This window comes from Streptomyces sp. rh34, from assembly GCF_002551245.1.
Taxonomy (GTDB): domain Bacteria; phylum Actinomycetota; class Actinomycetes; order Streptomycetales; family Streptomycetaceae; genus Streptomyces.
Window position 1 is genome coordinate 1 of sequence record NZ_NTGZ01000054.1, and the last position, 14,313, is coordinate 14,313.

Below are 14,313 nucleotides of genomic sequence, written 5' to 3' on the forward strand. Positions count from 1 at the left end.
GCGGAACAGATGCGGGTGCCGTCGCGCCAGCTCCCGCGTGATCGCCTCGTCGGTGGGGTCCACGACCTCCCAGTCGTGCCCCGACGGATGCCCGGCGAACAGACCGCAGGCCGCGTCCGCGTTCCGGGGGTCGCGGACCGTGCACCAGGGGAGCGGCAGCAGCCGTACCTGCCCCGCGTGCCAGCGCGCCCAGACGGCGCTCCCCGGCCGCCCGCCCTCGTCCCACAGCATCGTCGCGTGCGCCTCCTCGTGGCCCTCCCCGAGCTCGCAGAGCAGGTGTCCGGCCTCCGGGCGGCGATCCGGGGCCGACAGGGCGAGCATGTGCTCCGGGGGCGGCAGTAACGCGACGGCGGTGCACTGGTTCATGGGTACGGGTCACCCTTCGGGGGAGTCGCCTGGTACGAGCCGCTCCGCGAGCAGGTCGCCGAGCGGATCGTCCACGTCCCGGGAGTGGGGCGCGGTGTGGTGGTCGAAGAAGGAGCACCGCCGCACGACGTCCGTGTCGAGCCGGCGGAGGAGGGCGGGGCACCAGGGCGCGCGGTCGGTCCGGTGGACGCGTTCGGGCCCGCCGCCGGTCCAGAAGAACCACTGGGCCGGTGAGTCGGGCGTCCTGCCCGGCCGGAGGTAGGCGGCGTGTTCGGTGTGCGGGGCGTCGTGCTCGCCGAGTTCGCACAGGACGTACGGCTCCGGACCGTCCGGCTCGTCCACCCCGGGGGTGAGGAGCCGCAGTACGGCTTCGGGAGGGAGAAGGGTGACGGCGGTGCACTGGAGCACGGCGTTCAACTCCGTTTCGGGCGGCGGGACCACCGGTCGGCCGGGCGGCCACGCCACCCGGCGAGCGTCAGGCTCAGCCCGACGGCGGGGTCGAGCACGGTGAACAGCGCGGGGAACCCGGCCTCCAGGGCCCGTATGGCGTGGTCCTGCTGCGCACTGCCGGTGGCCCAGCGACGCAACTCCTCGGGGGCGTCGGAGCCGTGGAAGCGGACCGGGCTCACGTCGCCGGTCGGCAGCGTTATGGACTCGGCCACGACGGGCAGCCCGTGGCCGTTGGCCAGACGGAGCGCCTGCCGCCGGAGCCAGACGAGGGCGAGCCGCCGGTTCCGTACGACGACCCCGCCGAGCGAGGCGAACCGCTGCCCGTCGGAGAAGGTGACCTCGGCCGTGTAGACCGCCGCGCGCGTCATGCGGACCGCCCGGGTCCGCCGTGCCGAACCCGGGGACGGGCGAGGGGATTCACAGGACCTCACCCCGGCTACGGGCGTTGAGGCGCGCGGTACGGGCGCGGAGCTGCTCTATCAGGACTGCGGGCCGCACATGGCGGGGCTCGACCTCCCACTCCGCGCCGCCCCCTACGGGTCGCAGCGACCAGTAGGGGCCGGCGACCCCTCGGAACTCGCCCACGCGGTCGGCGCGGCTGGTGTCGACCAGGAGGGTTCCGAGGGCGGGGGTGGAGGTGTTGGAGGGCGTGGGTGAATTCGGGCGCACGTTCTCGCCGTACATCGATCGCTCCTCTCCGTAGCCGTTCGGCTACCGGGGCGATTCAGCGTGGCCTAGGGTCAGGGCGTCTTCAACGTGGGGATCTGGGAGGGCACGTTGGTGAACATCAAGGAACTGAACCCCGAGGCGAGCCTGCAAGCGGCCTTCGGTGCTCGTCTGCGCAGGATGCGCGAGGAGCGTGGCTGGATTCAGGACCAGGTGGCCGAACTGCTCGGCTGCTCGGGCAGGCACATCTCGGCGATCGAAACTGGCCGCAAACCGGCGACTCTGCCTTTCGCGAGGAAAGCGGACCGATTATTTGATCTCATCGGATCGGGCGAGGCGTTCGAGCGCCAGTGGCAGGAGATGAAGCACGGCAACCTGCTGGAGGGCTTCCCGGAGTACGTGGGGTACGAGGGCCGGGCGGTGGAGATCAGACTGTTCGACGTCGGTCTCATTCCGGGGTTGTTGCAGACGCCGGAGTACGCGAGAGCTGTCGCCTACGGCGATGTGGAGCGCGGGTCCATCACCGTAGAGCAGGCCAACGCACGCGTCTCGTTCCTGGCGCAGCGGCAGGCGGCGTTGGTGCGGTCACGACCGCCCATGGTGTTCGTCGTCATGGATGAGAGCTGCCTATATCAGGCGGTCGGCGGCCCGGAGGTCATGGACGCTCAGCTCCAACGGCTGGAGGAGATGGCCACGCTGCACAATTGGATCATCCAGGTGTCGCCGTTCAGTCTGGGCGCACGTAGAGCGTTCTACCTACCAGTCAATCTGCTGACCATGGCGGACCGATCCATCGTCGCGTACGCCGAATCACAGACGCAGGGACGCGTCGAGCGCGAAACTTCGTTCGTAGTGCCCATGCTCACGGCCTACCATCAGTTCCAGAGCGAGGCGCTGTCGAAGGCGGCGTCTGTGGCCAAGATCAGCCAGTTGCGAAAGGGCACTCCGTGACGACCGAATCCCCTCGTTGGTTCAAGTCCTCGTACAGCGCGAACGGCGGCAACTGCATCGAGGTCGCCGCCAACCTCGCCGCCACGCGCGGCATCGTTCCGGTCCGCGACTCCAAGGCCGTGGACGGCCCGGTGATCTCCGTACCCGGCACCGCCTTCGCGGCGTTCGTTGCCGGCGTGCGGGGTGGGACGTTCGACACCGTCTGACAACGAACCGAGCAACCGGATGCCCCACCGTGCCACGCAGGGTGGGGCATCCTGCTGCTCGGAGAGAGGGGCACCCTCTGATGGCCACCACCGACTTCAGCTGGCGCGAGCCCGAACCCCGACTGCTCGTGCGTCGGGGAACCGGTGCTGCTCTCGACGTCGTACCTCCCGGCGCCTCTGGTCGAGGGCTCGGCCATCACCGAGCCGGACACGGGGCCCCGTGGGATCTACCCCGGCTTGCCGAACTGGGCCATGGGCCGGTCCACTTCCGGGAGGAGAAGCTCGCGCATGCCGCTGCCCGAGGAGGCGGCGCATTCATGCGGCACGTTCCGGCCAACTGGGAGCCCGTACGGCTCCTTCGCGGACTCGCCGCCGGCCTCCAACAGGCTCCGGCGTACATGGACCTCTACGTCCACTCGCTATGGGCCCTGCTGACCACCAACCGGTGGCTGCCCTTGGCAGACCCGGTTCTCGCGGATGGTCTGGCCACACAGACCGCCCAGCTCCTTGACCACGAGGGGATCTCTCTGAGAGCGAGGCGGGAACTCAGCGCGGTGCATTACGTTCCGCGAGAACCGCATATGACATATCGGAGGTCGCACTTCATGGCGGACACAGAGCAGGAGCAGGCAAAGGGCACCACGGGCTTCCTGCTGGAAATGGGGATGCTCAAGCGCGCCAAGCGGTCCGGGTGGTGGATCGCGGGAGTGAAGGATCCCGAGACCATTGCGGAGCACAGCTTCAGAGTCGCGCTGATCGGCTCCGTACTCGCCATGATGGAGGGCGCCGACCCGGCGAAGGCTGCGCTCCTCGGCCTGTGGCACGACACCCAGGAGACTCGTGTCGGCGACATCCCGCACATCGGCCGCCGCTACCTCGAAGCCGCCGGGAACGAGAAAGTCACCGCCGACCAAGTATCGGCCGCGCATCCGGCGGTCAAGGCCGGCGCCCAGCGGATCGTGGAGGAGTACGAGAACGGCGACTCCCTCGAAGTCGTCTGCGCGCACGACGCCGACAAGCTTGAATGCCTCCTCCAAGCCGTCGAATACCGCGAACAGGGCTGCTCCAACGTCCAGCCCTGGATCGACAGCAGCATCGCCAAGCTCAAAACGCCTTCCGCCCAGGCCCTCGCCGAGGCCGCGCTCACCATGACGTCGATCGAGTGGCAGCGGACGTACCTCCGTTGAGACCGGTTCCTCGGCCTCCTCCTGTTGGCTGAGGCCGAGGAACCGATGCGGGGCCGCGGCTCCCGTGCCGTACAGGGCGACGCGCTCGGGCACGGTGGCTCCCGTCTGCGCGGGGCGGACCACGACCGATCGGCAGGACGCCTGTTCAGAGGGCCGTCAGCGGCTCCAGGGCCCCGAAACGATCGTCGGCCCGTGCCGGCCTCAGGGTGATGCGGGTGACCTGGCCGCCCGCCGTGTCGATCTCGATCGTGGCGAAGGGGCGGCCGCCGGGCGCGATGACGTACATCGGCCGGCCGTTGACGGTGAGGCGGCAGGCAGCCCGGATGCGGTCGCGGAACCGCGCGGTCTCGGCGGCGATGTCGGAGGCGCCGGTCACGGTGGTGCGGCCGCCGTGCGGCAGGAGCGCCGCCTCGGCGTCACGGACGCTGTCGGGCGCGAGCAGATGGATCATCATGCGGGTGTCCCCGGTACGGGCAGCCGCCATGAAGGCGTCCACGATCTGCTGATCCGCCCGGCCGGATTCCTCCCCGCCCCGCCGGGCAGGGGCGAGGCGTCGGCGTGCTCGGCTGGCGTGCTGCTTGGCGCTGGGCACCGTCGCGCCCAGCACCTCCGCGACCCGGTCGAACGGGATGGAGAACAGGTCGTGCAGGACGTAGGCGACCTGTTGGGGCGGGGTCAGCCGGTCCAGCAGAACCATCAGCGCCCGGGAGACGTCCTCGGTCCGGAGGACCGCCTCGTCCGCGGCGAGATCCGCCGCCGGGAGGGCGTCCGCGAGCAGTGGCGCTTCGTCGCGGCGGCGCCGGGCACGCAACTCGTCCAGGCAGACCCGGGCGGTGACGGTCGTGAGCCAGGCCGACGGGTTCTCGATCGATGCCGGGGGCCGGGCGGTGGCGGCCCGGAGCCACGCGGTCTGGACGGCGTCCTGGGCATCGTGGGCCGAGCCCAGCATGCGGTGGGCGACCGACAGCAGATGTGGTCGTGCGGTCGCGAATTCCTCGACCGTGATCGGCATGGGTGTCACCTTCCGGGGCTGACGGACGTCAGGACGGGTGGTTGGGAAACCATTCCTGTCCGCCTCCCGAGAGATGAGAACGTCATGAGCCTACAGCTGGTGATCGCATGAGTTCCGTACTGTTCATCGCCACGGTGGGATGCGTCGTCGCGAACGTCCTGATCGCGGTCGCGGACTACGCACGCGTGCCCTTTGTTCTGGCGAACTCCGCGGAGGTCCGGCTCCCGCCGACCGCGGTGCCGTATCTGGCGGCACTCAAACTCGCGGGCGCCGCCGGCCTTCTCATCGGCCTGTTCGGGATCCCTTGGGTGGGCCTGGCGGCGGGAGTCGGCCTGACCGCGTTCTACGTCGGTGCGGGCGTGGCCCACGTCCGCGCCCGTGTCTTCCACAACATCGCCTTCCCGGGCGGCTTCCTGCTGCTCGCCGTCGCCGCCACCGTCTACTTCGCGGGTGGACGGTGACGACGACGTGATCGCCGCCGCGAGGCGGCTGCGTCGCGGCGACCCAGCGTGTCGGTGTCGCGCATCAGCCGTGGCGGCCTGTCGCCTCACGGATCCAGCCCGCGTAGGCGGGTGCGCTGGTGTAGAGCCCCGGCCCTTCGCTACAGGGCACGCCCGGTGCGCCGGGGCCCGAGGTGACGCCGATGAGCTCCCAGCGCCCCTTCCGGTCCCGCTGGAGCTGGGGGCCGCCCGAGTCGCCGTTGCACGCCATGGCCTCGGGTGTCTGGCTGAGGGTGCACAGGCGGGTGCTGTCCGCGTAGCCCGGTGCGCAGTCGGTCACCGCACCCCGGCGGGTGTCGAGTTCCTGGAGTCGGTCGGGGAAGATCCACGGGGCGTCGGGTGCGTCGTCGGTCCTGCCGAAGCCGAGGATCCGGGTCGGGGTGCCGGGCCGCCCCGGACGGTCGGCCAAGCGGATGGGCTTCTCCGCGACCGGGCGGTTCAGACGGATCAGGGCGATGTCGTCGCGGTTGGGGCCGGTGTCCTCGCCGCTCCGGTAGCCGGGGTGGGACACCGTCTTCGCGACGGACCGGACCGTGCCTCCGGAGTCCTTCCACGCACTGCCGATCCGGACGGTGCCGTCCAGGGTGACAAGCCTGGGGTCCACACAGTGGGCAGCTGTGAGCACCCACCGGGAGTCGATCAACGATCCCCCGCAGACCCCCTTGAACGTCGGGTCGTCCGCACCCGTCACGGGGATCGACACCATGGACGGGTAACGCTGCGTGGAATCCTTTCCGTTGACGATGGCTCCGGCGCTCCCGGTCATCGTGGCGGCGCACGCCGCTCCGGCCAGGACGACTGCGGCGGCGCGCGCCACCGTACGGCGTGAGGACTTCAAGCGGAACACTGGTTCTCCGATCGGCTGAGCATGTTCGACATGCTCAGCCTCCGCGATCAGGAGGATCTGATCCATCCGGCCAGCGGGCCTGCCTGAGGTCGGGCCCGCTGGACCGGGCGGGGTAGGGAGACCCCCCGGACGACGTGGGTCATCGACGTCCGGGGTGGCGCCCGGACTGCCGGAGCCGCCGTCGCGGGTGAGTGCTGGACGAAGCCGCCTACGGCACGTGCCGGTTCAGGTGCCGCGCGAAGAACCGGGCCCCGGTGTCCAGCTCGAACGCCGGGACGCCGGTGTGCCCGCCGAGGTTGGCGTGCAGCGTCTTCTCGGTGGAGCCGAAGGCGTCGAAGAGGTCCAGGGCCGCCTGCCGGTCGTTCCCTTCGTCGTCCCACTGGAGCAGGACGTGCAGCGGAATGGTGACCCGGCGGGCCTCCTCGAACATGGCGGCGGGCACGAGACTCCCGGCGAAGAGCCCGGCGGCCACGATGCGCGGCTCGACCACCGCGAGGCGGACGCCGATGGAGATCACCCCGCCCTCGTAGCCGACCGGCCCGCCGATCCCGGGCAGCGCCAAGAGGGCGTCCAGGACGGCCTGCCATTCCGGGACCGCCTTGTCGACCAGCGGCAGGATGAGGGCGTCGATGATCTCGCCGCCGACCGGCTCGCCCGCCTCCATCGCCCGGCGCAGGTCGGCGCGGGCCTGTTCGGCGGCGGCCCAACGGGGGCGCTCGCCGCTGCCGGGCAGCTCGATGGTGGCCGAGGCGAAGCCGTACTCCGCCGCGTAATGACGGGCCCGCCCCGCCAGCCGGGGATACATCCCGCGCAGTCCGAGCGGGGGGTGGCCGATCAGGATCAGCGGCGTCGGCGCGGGCGCGGAAGCCGACGTCCACAGGATGCCGGGGATGTCGCCGAACCTGAATGTGCGTTCGAGGACTCCGCCGTCGAGACGCTGTTCGGAGGTGAAACGCATGGTCGTGCCTTTCGGGAGGCTTATTGAACGGCGCTCCCGGGACGACCTATCGCCCGACCGTGACCCCGGAGGGGAGCACCCATGTCGATACAGCGTTCACGGGTACCACCTCCTCGTTCTCCAGCACGGTCTCCGGGAACGTAGCAGCGGTCACGGTGGTCAGGCCAGCGGATTACGCGCGGACCGGGCTTCCTGCGAAGCCTTCACCTTCACCGGAAGGGCAACGACGTTGCCCCGAGCCGGAGTCGCTCTGCGGCTGAGCACCGGAGAGTGGTGGGGCTGCATGCTCTGCCGCCGCGTGACCGGGACGGCCCGTCTATCCTGCGGGCATGATCCAACCGATCGAACTCGTCATATTCGACGGCGACGGTGTGCTGGTCGACAGCGAACGCATCGCGGTGCGCGTGGACGCACTCGTCCTGGCCGAGCTGGGATGGGAACTCACCGAAGCCGAGATCATCGACCGCTTCATGGGCCGCTCCAGCCAGTCGATGACGCGGCAGATGGAGGAGCACCTCGGGCGCAGTCTGCCGGCCGACTGGGAGGAAGAGTTCAAGCCCCTCTACCACGATGCGCTCGCCGCTGAACTCACGCCCGTCGAGGGCATCGTCGAAGCCCTCGACGCGCTCACGCACCTCCCCACCTGCGTGGCATCCAGCGGGAGCCACGACAAGATGCGCTTCACCCTGGGGATCACCGATCTCTACCCGCGCTTCGAAGGCCGAGTCTTCAGCGCCACCGAGGTCGAGCACGGCAAACCGGCCCCGGACCTGTTCCTCCACGCCGCGCGACAGATGGGGGTCGCGCCCGAGGCGTGCGCCGTGGTCGAAGACAGCCAGTACGGTCTCCAAGCAGCCCGGGCCGCAGGCATGCGCGCCTTCGCCTACGACGGGGGAATGACTCCCGTGGACCGCCTCGAAGGGCCCGGCACCGTCGTCTTCGACGACATGCGCAGGCTGCCCGGCCTCCTCGCGGATCAGTGACCACCACCTCAGGCGATCCCCGGCCGCCCGGGTGAGAGACCCTAGGGGGCGCCACCCGCTTCTGCTCCGCCGGCGGGCCTCCTCGCTCCTCTCTCCGTTCTCCGTCAGGAATCGCCGTGTCCCACCCTTCCGCCGCCCCTCGGGCGAGCAGTACAGGTCCGCGTGCCGACGCGTACCGCTTCAGCTCCGTCATCAGCCGCATCGCCGAGGAGATGGGCGCACTCGCCGACCACGGCACCCCCGCCGACTACATCCCGATGCTCGCCGGCGCCGACCCCCGGCGCTTCGGCATGGCCGTCGCGGAGCCGGACGGAACCGTCTACGGCGTCGGCGACTGGCAGCAGCCGTTCTCGACGCAGTCCATCTCCAAGGTGTTCGCCCTGGCCCTGGCGCTCTCCCTGGACGGCGAGCAGATATGGCGGGGAGTCGGCCGGGAGCCCTCGGGCAATCCGTTCAACTCACTGGTGCAGCTGGAGTACGAGAACGGGATGCCCCGCAACCCGTTCATCAACGCCGGCGCCCTGGTGGTGACCGACCGGCTGCAGGCGCTCACCGGGGACGCCGCCGGCCAGGTGCGGGAGCTGCTGCGCTCGGAGAGCGGCAATGCCGCCATCGACTTCGTACCGGAGGTCGCCGCGTCCGAAGCGGCCTTCGGCGACCGCAATGCCGCGCTGGCCCACTTCATGGCCTCCTACGGCAACATCACGCTCCCGGTCCCCGAACTGCTCTCGGCCTACTTCCGCCAGTGCTCGATCGAGGCGTCGTGCGCGGACCTGGCCCTCTCCGCGGGATTTCTGGCCCGGCACGGCGTCCGGGCCGACGGGTCCGCGCTGTTGACCCGCAGCCAGGCGAAGCAGGTCAACGCGGTCATGCTCACCTGCGGGACGTACGACGCGGCGGGGGAGTTCGCCTACCGGGTGGGGCTGCCGGGCAAGAGCGGAGTCGGCGGGGGGATCATCGCCATCGTGCCGGGAGTGTGCACCCTGTGCGTGTGGAGCCCGGGTCTCGACCGGCGCGGCAACTCGGTGGCAGGCGTGTCGGCCCTCGACCGCTTCACCACGCTGACCGGGCTGTCCGTCTTCTGACGTGCCGCCGGGACCGAGCACGTTTCCCATCCAGGTCCGGCGTCCCGGCGTCCCGGCGTTCCGGTGTCTCGCGCCTCGCGCCTCAGCGCCCGGCGGGTCCGCCGAGTTGTTTGATCTTCTCGAACGGATAGGCCCCCACCGTCACCACGACCAGTCCGTAGGCGGCGAACGCCACCAGCCCCCAGGTGGAGACCGACGTGCCGCCGTCCCCCAGGACGGCGCTCCCGAGGGCCACCAACGGGGCGAGGCTGAGTATCGCGGCCCCCGTGCACCAGAACGCCACCAGGCTGTTCGCCCGATTCCGGAGCGCGGGGTCCGACTTCACTTCCGCCGGGACCTCGTACCCGACAGACCTGTCGCAGACCTCGCCCCGATACCCGATGCGGGCTGCCAGCGAACTGGCGACGCCCAGCAGGAGGAAGCAGCTGAAAAGGAACAGATGGGTCATGCGGCACCTCGCGGGCTCGTCGTCCCGGGGACCCCGGCGGACGCATCTGATGATCACTGCGATGGCCTCGTGCACCGCCCGCCCTCAGGAGGCCGGCCGCTCCGGTCGCGAATCACGGGGATCGGATGATCACGACTCGGCGGCCCCGCGTGTGGCCCGCCTGGCTGTCCACGTGCGCCGCTGCGGCCTCGGCGAGCGTGTAGGACTTCTCCACCGGGATGTGCAGCCTGCCGCGTGCGATCAGCGCGGCCGCCTCGGCCAGCGCGTCCGGCACGCTCCCTGCCACGCCGGAGAAGCGGACACCGAACTCCGGTGCGTCCAGGTCGGCGATGGAGACCACCTTCATCGGGTCGCCGGTCAGCCCGACCAGTTCGCGGAGTACGCCCGAGCCCGCCAGATCGAGCGCGGCGTCGACGCGGCCGAGCAGCCGTACCCGCTCGACCCAGCCCTCGCCGTACGTCGTGGCGAGCGCGCCCAGGCCGCGCAGGTAGTCCTGGTTGGCGGCGCCCGCCGTGCCGATGACCGTGACGCCCCGGTCGCGGGCGATCTGCAGCACCGCCGAACCGACCCCGCCGGAAGCGCCGTTGACCAGGAGTGTCTGGCCGGGCCGGACTCCGACCTCACGGATGACGCGCAGCGCGGTCTCCACCACGGACGGGTAGCCGGCCGCTTCCTCGAAGGTCAGGCCCTCCGGCATCCTGGCCCAGGCCGACAGCACGGCGAACTCGGCGTACGTGTCCGAGCCTTCGCCGAACACGTGGTCGCCGATCGTCACTCCTTCGACGCCCTCGCCCACCTGGTCCACCACTCCGGCGGCGTCGAGGCCTACCCCTGACGGCAGTTCGATGGGGTGTGCTCCCAGGACCTGGCCTTCGCGGATGCGCCAGTCGACGGGGTTCACTCCGGCCGCCCGTACACGGACCCGTATCCGGCCGGGGCCCGCGTGGGGCTTCTCGGCATCGATGAGGCGCAGTACGTCGGGGCCGCCGAACGCGGCGAAGCTCACTTTCTTCATGCTCTCCATGTGCCGAACGTAACACTAACCGTTAGCTTTTCATATCAGTTATGCTTTTGTATTTGCTAGTGTCAACGCATGGACGAGCCCACCGGACGCCGCGAACGCAAGAAGGCCGCGACCCGACAGAAGATCGCCGACGCCGCTCTGCGGCTCTTCCTGGAACGCGGGTACGACGCCGTGGGCATCCGTGACGTGGCGGCCGAGGCGGATGTGGCCGTCACCACGCTCTTCTCCCACTTCGCCTCGAAAGAGGCGTTGGTGTTCGAGCAGGACCAGGGTTTCGAGCAGCGCCTCGTCCGGGCGGTCGCCGACCGGACGCGGGACGAGCCGCTGGTTCCCGCGCTGCGCCGCGAGATTCACGCCCTCGTGCGCCACTGCGGGGCGCCCGGGGCCGCCCCGGTCCGGAACATGATCGAGTCGTCGCCGTCCCTGCGGGAGTACGAGGAGTCGATGCGGCTGCGCCACGCGGAGGCGCTGGCCGCCGCCATCGCCGCCGACCTCGGCGTACCGGAGACGTCGACGGCCTGCCGGACCATCGCGAGGTTCGCGATCGACGCCTACGCGCTGGCCCGCGAGGCGGCCGATCCGGAGGCCGCCGTGGACGAGATCTTCCGGATGATCGAGGCGGCGTGGGGAGCCTCCCGCCTCGGCTGAGGAGCGTTCGGGTTCAGGCGTCCGACCGGCGAATCCCGTCGCGAGGGCCGCGCCAGTCCAGGCACAGGACGGTGGCGTCGTCCTTCGGCGGCCGGCCGCCATAGGAGTCGGCCACCGCGGCGACCAGCGTGCGGACGACCTCGCGCGGGTGCTCGGCCGCGGTTCGCAGCAGGAGGCCGGGCAGGTCGACCGTCTCCGCTTCGCGTTCCTGCATTCCGTCGGTGAACAGCACGAGGCGGTCACCGGGTCGCAGATCGATGTCCTGTACCTCGTAAGCGCCCTGAGGGGTGAACCCGAACGGCATGTTGACGACCAGGCCCAGTTCCTCGACCGCGCCGTCGCGCAGCCGGAGCGGTCCGGGGTGGCCGGCGTTGACCAACTGCGCACCGCTTCCGTCAAGGGCGATGCGGAGCAACTGGCCCGTGGCGTAGGCGTGGCGCCCGTGGTCGAGAAGGGCCTGATGCATGTGGCGGGCCTGTTCGGCGAGGCCCGCCCCGGCACGGCGGGCGCCGCGGGAGGCGTTCACGACCAGGGTGGCGGTGAGGGAAGCGTCGACGTCGTGGCCCATGGCGTCGGTGACGGACAGATGCAGGGTGTCGTGGTCGAGGCTGTAGTCGTAGGTGTCCCCGGCGATGTCGGAGGCCGGGACCAGGGCCCCGGCGAGGGCGAATTCCACCGCCTCGCAGGAGGGGGCCGAGGGAAGCAGCTGCCGCTGGATCTCCGCCGCCAGGCTGACCGTCGTGGTGCGGTTTCCCCAGTGGTAGAGGTCGGTGAAGCGGCGGTCGGTGACGACGATGTACGCCAGTGCGTGCGCGGCCTCCTCGATCTGCTTCAGCACGCTTTCGGTCACGACGTCGAGGAACAGTTCCAGCACGCCGATGCTGTCACCGCGGTTGGTGACCGGTGCGAGCACGCGCTGCCCCAGCCCGCCCTCCTCCGCCAGCACCGGCTTCTGGGCCCGCAGAACCTTGTCGTAGATGCCGCTGCCGGCCAGGGGGACTCCCTCGGTCCGGTGCTCCCGGGAGACGCCGGCCGTGTCGTTGATCCGCAGCAGACGGCTGCCGACCACGTCGGCGAACAGGAACGACACGTACCGCGCACCGAACCGGGTGCGCAGATCGCGCGCCACGACATCGAGTGAGTCCACCGGGGCCGCGTTCTCCGCCGCCGCCAGCACGTCAGCCAGTCCCATCCGGTCACATGTCACCGCAGCCTCCCAAAGTTGAGAGTGCTTCTGCCCGCTGACGCCACTCTCATGGCCCCGGTCGAGGAATCCTGTGGTGGCGGCGAGAGATTCCGGCCAGGGCGGCCGGCCGCGGGTGCGCCCGGAACGAGCCGAGCTCACCGGCGTCGTTCAGCTCCGGGAGCGGGTCCGGGTGGCCCGGTGCACCACTCCGCCCGTGGCGATATGGGTTATATCCGCCCATAAAGTTGCTATTTTCCCTGGTGGGCCGATGACCGCATCGACAGGGGAACGTCATGACGCACGCCGAACCTCGGGCCGAGTCGCGACCGGCGGTGAAGCTGACACTCCTGACGCTCACCGCGATGGTCGTCGGCTCGATGGTGGGCGCCGGGGTGTTCTCGCTGCCCCGACGCTTCGCGCAGGAGACCGGCGTCGCGGGAGCGCTGATCGCCTGGGCCGTCGCCGGGACCGGCATGCTGATGCTCGCCTTCGTCTTCCAGACGCTCGCCGTCCGTCGGCCCGACCTGGACGCCGGGGTCTACGCCTACGCGAAAGCGGGCTTCGGCGAGTACCTCGGCTTCTTCTCCGCCTTCGGCTACTGGGCCAGCGCCTGCGTCGGCAACGTCACCTACTGGGTGCTCATCATGTCGACGGTCGGCGCGGTGGCACCGGTGCTCGGCGACGGCGACACCGTGACGGCGGTGGTGATCTCCTCGATCGGCCTGTGGGGGTTCTTCCTCCTGATCCGCCGCGGCGTCAAGGAAGCCGCGGCGATCAACCGGATCGTCACCGTGGCCAAGATCGTCCCCATCCTCTTCTTCGTGATCCTGGCGCTGTTCTACTTCGACGCCTCGGTCTTCGCTGACAACTTCGGCGGCGCCGACTACGCGGGCTCCCTCTTCAACCAGGTCCGCGGCACGATGCTCGCGACGGTCTTCGTCTTCCTCGGCGTCGAAGGGGCCAGTGTCTACTCGCGCCACGCCAAGCGCCGCGAGGACGTGGGGCGAGCCACCGTCCTCGGATTCCTCAGCGTGTTCGCCGTCTTCGCCTCCGTCACGATCGTCAGTTACGGACTGCTGCCGATGGCCGAGATCGCCGAGCTGCGACAGCCCTCGATGGCCGAGGTGCTGGAATCGGCGGTCGGCACCTGGGGCAAGGTCTTCGTCAGTGTGGGGCTCATCGTCTCCGTGCTCGGCGCCTACCTCGCCTGGACGCTGATGGCCGCCGAAGTCCTGTTCGTCGCCGCGAAGGACAAGGACATGCCCCGCTTCCTGGGGAGGTCGACCGGGGCGGACGTGCCCGAGGCCGCGCTCCTGATGACCACGTGCCTGAGCCAGGTCGTGCTCGTCGTGACGCTGTTCTCCGACGACGCCTTCAACTTCGCCCTCGACCTGACCAGCGCGCTGAGCCTGATCCCCTTCCTGCTGGCCGCCGCCTTCGCGGTACGGATCGCATGGCGGCCGGGCCGGCCCGACGTGGCGGGGCGCAGTACCCGGCGCGAGCTGGTGATCGCCGTGGTGGCCACGCTCTACACCGCGTTCCTGCTGTACGCGGCGGGGCCGAAGTTCGTCCTCGTCTCCTTCATCCTCTACGCCCCGGCCACTTTCCTCTTCGTCAAGTCCCGTAGGGAACAGGGGCGCAGGGCCTTCTCCCCGGGCGAGGCCGCCATCTGCGCGGTCTCGGTCGCCGGTGCTGTCGCCGGGATCGTGGCGCTGGCCATGGGCTGGATCGAGCTCTGAGCGATCCCCGCACTCGCCCGTTCCGAGCGATCCCCGCACTCGCCCGTTCCGAGCGAT

Annotated in this window: 18 protein-coding genes and 1 pseudogene; 9 read left to right on the plus strand and 10 right to left on the minus strand. The window is 70.3% G+C overall.

The genetic code is table 11. From position 1 onward, the window contains the following. The 4 genes from CR470_RS13120 to CR470_RS13135 form a co-directional block, all read right to left on the minus strand. Positions 1-366: hypothetical protein (locus tag CR470_RS13120; protein WP_097867801.1), on the minus strand; the 366-nt coding region annotated here is incomplete at its 3' end. A gap of 9 nt (positions 367-375) precedes the next feature. Next, a complete protein-coding gene (locus CR470_RS13125) occupies positions 376-774 on the minus strand; it encodes a hypothetical protein (protein ID WP_097867772.1) in 399 nt (132 codons plus the stop codon). Positions 775-779: 5 nt separating this feature from the next. After that, positions 780-1,184: a hypothetical protein gene (locus CR470_RS13130; RefSeq protein WP_097867773.1), complete on the minus strand. Its 405-nt coding sequence runs from the start codon at positions 1,182-1,184 to the stop codon at positions 780-782. A 49-nt stretch (positions 1,185-1,233) separates the two neighbouring features. Continuing rightward, positions 1,234-1,500, minus strand: a complete 267-nt coding sequence (locus CR470_RS13135) for a hypothetical protein (protein ID WP_097867774.1) — start codon at positions 1,498-1,500, stop codon at positions 1,234-1,236. 93 nt (positions 1,501-1,593) lie between these two features. Between CR470_RS13135 and CR470_RS13140 the strand changes: the two genes are divergently transcribed. From CR470_RS13140 to CR470_RS13155, 4 genes and pseudogenes are all read left to right on the plus strand, one after another. After that, positions 1,594-2,433: a helix-turn-helix domain-containing protein gene (locus tag CR470_RS13140; protein ID WP_097867802.1), complete on the plus strand. Its 840-nt coding sequence runs from the start codon at positions 1,594-1,596 to the stop codon at positions 2,431-2,433. Further along, complete coding sequence (locus CR470_RS13145) at positions 2,430-2,639, plus strand: DUF397 domain-containing protein (protein WP_097867775.1); 210 nt, start codon at positions 2,430-2,432, stop codon at positions 2,637-2,639. Before CR470_RS13140 ends, CR470_RS13145 begins: the two co-directional genes overlap by 4 nt. 135 nt (positions 2,640-2,774) lie before the next feature. After that, positions 2,775-2,948 (plus strand): annotated as a pseudogene (locus CR470_RS41290) (GntR family transcriptional regulator); the annotation flags it as partial. Between the two features lie 296 nt (positions 2,949-3,244). Continuing rightward, positions 3,245-3,826, plus strand: a complete 582-nt coding sequence (locus CR470_RS13155; protein WP_097867776.1) for an HD domain-containing protein — start codon at positions 3,245-3,247, stop codon at positions 3,824-3,826. Between the two features lie 145 nt (positions 3,827-3,971). Here CR470_RS13155 and CR470_RS13160 read toward each other — a convergent pair whose 3' ends face one another. Continuing rightward, complete coding sequence (locus CR470_RS13160; protein WP_097867777.1) at positions 3,972-4,838, minus strand: sigma-70 family RNA polymerase sigma factor; 867 nt, start codon at positions 4,836-4,838, stop codon at positions 3,972-3,974. 107 nt (positions 4,839-4,945) lie between these two features. Between CR470_RS13160 and CR470_RS13165 the strand changes: the two genes are divergently transcribed. Beyond that, on the plus strand, positions 4,946-5,299 hold the full coding sequence (locus CR470_RS13165) for a DoxX family protein (protein WP_097867778.1): 354 nt from the start codon (positions 4,946-4,948) through the stop codon (positions 5,297-5,299). Between the two features lie 64 nt (positions 5,300-5,363). On the opposite strand, the gene CR470_RS13170 is transcribed toward CR470_RS13165, so the two are convergent. Beyond that, the gene (locus CR470_RS13170) at positions 5,364-6,251 is read right to left on the minus strand and encodes a S1 family peptidase (RefSeq protein ID WP_097867779.1); all 888 of its coding nucleotides are present in this window, start codon (positions 6,249-6,251) and stop codon (positions 5,364-5,366) included. A 142-nt stretch (positions 6,252-6,393) separates the two neighbouring features. Then, the gene (locus tag CR470_RS13175; RefSeq protein WP_097867780.1) at positions 6,394-7,143 is read right to left on the minus strand and encodes an alpha/beta hydrolase; all 750 of its coding nucleotides are present in this window, start codon (positions 7,141-7,143) and stop codon (positions 6,394-6,396) included. Positions 7,144-7,472: 329 nt separating this feature from the next. Here CR470_RS13175 and CR470_RS13180 point away from each other — a divergent pair, with 329 nt between their 5' ends. Together CR470_RS13180 and CR470_RS13185 are read left to right on the plus strand one after the other, a co-directional pair. Further along, positions 7,473-8,126 (plus strand): HAD family hydrolase, encoded by a 654-nt coding sequence (locus CR470_RS13180; protein ID WP_097867781.1) that lies wholly within the window; start codon positions 7,473-7,475, stop codon positions 8,124-8,126. A 116-nt stretch (positions 8,127-8,242) separates the two neighbouring features. Beyond that, a complete protein-coding gene (locus CR470_RS13185; protein WP_097867782.1) occupies positions 8,243-9,211 on the plus strand; it encodes a glutaminase in 969 nt (322 codons plus the stop codon). Positions 9,212-9,293: 82 nt separating this feature from the next. Here CR470_RS13185 and CR470_RS13190 read toward each other — a convergent pair whose 3' ends face one another. Both CR470_RS13190 and CR470_RS13195 read right to left on the minus strand, forming a co-directional pair. Next, entirely contained in the window at positions 9,294-9,659 is a 366-nt protein-coding gene (locus CR470_RS13190) for a hypothetical protein (protein ID WP_097867803.1), read from the minus strand. Between the two features lie 112 nt (positions 9,660-9,771). Continuing rightward, positions 9,772-10,674: an NADP-dependent oxidoreductase gene (locus CR470_RS13195; protein ID WP_097867783.1), complete on the minus strand. Its 903-nt coding sequence runs from the start codon at positions 10,672-10,674 to the stop codon at positions 9,772-9,774. Positions 10,675-10,752: 78 nt separating this feature from the next. On the opposite strand from CR470_RS13195, the gene CR470_RS13200 reads away from it, so the two are divergent. Beyond that, a complete protein-coding gene (locus CR470_RS13200) occupies positions 10,753-11,331 on the plus strand; it encodes a TetR/AcrR family transcriptional regulator (RefSeq protein WP_097867784.1) in 579 nt (192 codons plus the stop codon). Between the two features lie 13 nt (positions 11,332-11,344). On the opposite strand, the gene CR470_RS13205 is transcribed toward CR470_RS13200, so the two are convergent. Then, positions 11,345-12,538, minus strand: a complete 1,194-nt coding sequence (locus CR470_RS13205) for a PP2C family protein-serine/threonine phosphatase (RefSeq protein WP_097867785.1) — start codon at positions 12,536-12,538, stop codon at positions 11,345-11,347. 272 nt (positions 12,539-12,810) lie between these two features. On the opposite strand from CR470_RS13205, the gene CR470_RS13210 reads away from it, so the two are divergent. After that, a complete protein-coding gene (locus CR470_RS13210) occupies positions 12,811-14,256 on the plus strand; it encodes a basic amino acid/polyamine antiporter (RefSeq protein ID WP_097867786.1) in 1,446 nt (481 codons plus the stop codon). Positions 14,257-14,313 lie beyond the last annotated feature (57 nt).